Source organism: Streptomyces sp. NPDC055140 (genome assembly GCF_053607285.1).
The window spans coordinates 1-2,760 of sequence record NZ_JBSGTG010000137.1 but is presented as its reverse complement, the minus strand read 5'-3'; the positions used below and the strand labels follow the sequence as shown (position 1 = coordinate 2,760).

1 protein-coding gene and 2 pseudogenes are annotated in these 2,760 nt (G+C 68.9%); all 3 read left to right on the top strand.

The genetic code is table 11. From position 1 onward, the window contains the following. Positions 1 to 404: pseudogene (locus tag ACWFR4_RS48270) on the top strand (hypothetical protein); the annotation flags it as partial. 45 nt (positions 405 to 449) lie between these two features. Beyond that, positions 450 to 1,940, top strand: a complete 1,491-nt coding sequence (locus ACWFR4_RS48265) for an SCO6880 family protein (protein WP_453658287.1) — start codon at positions 450 to 452, stop codon at positions 1,938 to 1,940. A 6-nt stretch (positions 1,941 to 1,946) separates the two neighbouring features. After that, a pseudogene (locus ACWFR4_RS48260) lies at positions 1,947 to 2,760 on the top strand (ATP/GTP-binding protein); the annotation flags it as partial.

The following is a 2,760-nucleotide window of genomic DNA, read 5'->3' as shown; positions in this document are numbered from 1 at the left end:
AATCCCTCAAGGGCAAGCAGGACGACATGAAGGCGCGGGCCGCGTCCAAGAACGCGGCCGGCGGTGGAAGCGGCGGCGCGCAGGGCGCCGCAAGCAAGGCCGCACCGCCTGCGGCCGCGGCGACGGCCGTCAAGCAAGGCATCGACCAGGCGCGCGACCAGGCCATCCAGGGTGCGAAGGACGGCGCCGACACCGCCTCTGGCGACGGCGGCGGTCAGCAGGAGGGCGGGTCGGGAAAGGGCAAGGGCCCCGGCGGGGCGGGCGGCAGCCCGCGCGGTGGGGGCCCCGGCGGCGGTGTCCCGGGCGGAGCACGACGGCCAGCTCCCGCGCCGCCTCCGAGGCCGGGCGGCCAGGCTCCACCGCCCCCTCCCCCCGGGCCCCCGTCGCAGCCGCCCACGAGCTAGAGGCAGCTCTCCCCCCATCCATCACGTATTGAGAAAGGAGTCGCGATGGACCGCGTCTTCAGCTTCCCCCGACCGCGTCCACGCGGTCTGCTCGGGCGGCGCTTCGAAATGGACGAGCAGCTGGTCCTGCTCAGCGGCATCGTCCTGGCCGTCGGCCTGCTGGCCGGACTGCCCGGGATCCCTCTGAAGATCCTCGGCGCTCTCGGGGCTGCCGGAACGTGCACCTACGTCACGATGGTCCCCTACAAGGGGCGCACCTTCCTTCGCTGGTACGAGATCCGCCGCACCCACCGCCGGCTGCTGCACGACGGCAAGCTCCTGTACAAGTCGACGGCTCCGCTCTCCGGGCGCCGCAGGGACGGCACCCCGCTGCCGGTGGAACAGCCGGTGGGCGTGCCGGAGTCGCTGGAATGGATCACGGCCAAGACCGCGTTCGGGGACATCGCCGTCCTGCTCCAGCCCAGCGAAGCCATGTTCGTGACCTGCATCGAGGTCGAGGGCGCAAAGAACTTCGGGGGGCTCGACGCCGCCGACAAGGAAGCGCTGATCTCCGCCTACGAGTATCTGCTGAAGGAGACTGCAGAGAGCGGCGGACGGATCCAGTACGTGCAGTGGCTGGCGAGGTTGCTGCCTACCGATCCCAACGCGCATGCACACGATGCCGCGGCGCGGCGGGATCCGTCCGCGCCGTCCTGGCTGAGCGACTCCTACGACCAGTTGGTCGACATGGTCTCGGTCTACGCCGAGGACCGGCGGTTGTTCCTGGTGCTGGGTATCCCCTATACCCAGGAGCTGTCCGCTGAGGCCCTGACCTACAGGACCCTGCACGACGGCTACGGCGAGGTGTTGGGCAAGGAGGTCGAGCAGTTTATTCGGGGGCTGGGCGGTGCGCAGCTGCGCTGGGTGCGCAATTTGGACGAACCCGCGCTCGCCTCGCTGATTCACCACACCTACGCACCGGATCACTGGATCAACGACACCCGGGGCATGGACCGCTCTAGCTGCTGGCCTGCCGAGATGGACGCGCGGGAGCCGTCCCGCATGGCGGCCCGTAGCTGGGAGGGCGCCGATCCCTGGTACACGAGCACCGCATGGGTCAAGCAATTCCCGGTGTTGCCGGTGGGAGTCAACTTCTTGGCTCCGCTGCTGCTTTACGTCAGCGACGTGATCTTGACGGTCGGGGTGACCATGCGGTTGCTGCCGGCCGACAAGGCCCTCGAGGACGCCATGGCGGACGTCACCAACGAGGCGGGTCAGGCCGACAGCCATCCCGGGAAGATCGTCGACCCGCGCGAGGAGCGTGAGCTGGGGGCGTCCGCCTCCACCATGCACGACCTGGCGAACGGCGCGGCCGGCGTGCGCCTGACCGGATGGGTCACGGTCACCGCGCCCGACCCGGAGCTGCTCGTCCAGCACCGCAACACGGTGCGGGCTGCCGCGGTCAAGTCGCAACTGGCGCTGGAGTGGTGCGACGCCGAGCAGTACCGCGCCTTCACCAACACCTTGCCCATGGTCACCGGACTGCTGAAGGACTGAGGCGTCATGCTCGAACTCGTACGCCGCCAGTCCCAGACCAGGCGGCGCGCCTTGCGCACCACCACCGTCACCGCGTCCGGGCTCTACCCCGCGGTCGGCGCCCCGTCCTCGGATCCCCGGGGCGTGATCATCGGCCGGGAGATCTACTCCGGCAAGGCCTACATCTACGACCCGTTCATTCTCTACGACCCCTCCGCCCGTGAGCGCCTGCCCAGCGGTCACGCCCTCGTGCTCGGCAAGTCCGGGTTCGGCAAATCGTCGCTGGAAAAGTGCTACGTGCTGCGGCAGTTGCGTTTCAGGGACCGCTCGTTTTGCATCCTTGACGCGCAGGGTGAGGACGGTGTCGGCGAGTGGGACAGCATCGCGCGGGCCCTGGGTGTTACCCCCATCCGCCTGGTGTACGGGGGTGAGGACGGTGAAGGGGTGCGGCTCAACCCGCTGGATCCCCGGATCCCCTCGCAGTACCAGTTCAAGATCCTCTGCTCGATGGTTGAGATCATCGGTGGGCCGCTTAGCAGCGAGAGTGAATTCTCCCTGTCGGTCGCCCACGCTTCCGCTCAGGTGAGGGCAGCGGCCGAGGAGCGGGTTGCGGTGCTGTCCGACATTCACGATGCGCTGACCAACCCCGAGCCGGCCATGCTCGGACGGCGCGAGGTCGGTGCCGAGGACATGGTGGAGTGGGGCCAGCCGGCCAGCTTGGCGATGGACCAACTGTGCAGCCCTACACGGGATCTCGCTGGGCTGTTCAACGGTCCCACTACGCCGGGGATCGACCTGGACGCGCGGCTGATCGTCTTCGATCTCACGAGGTTGCCGCGTG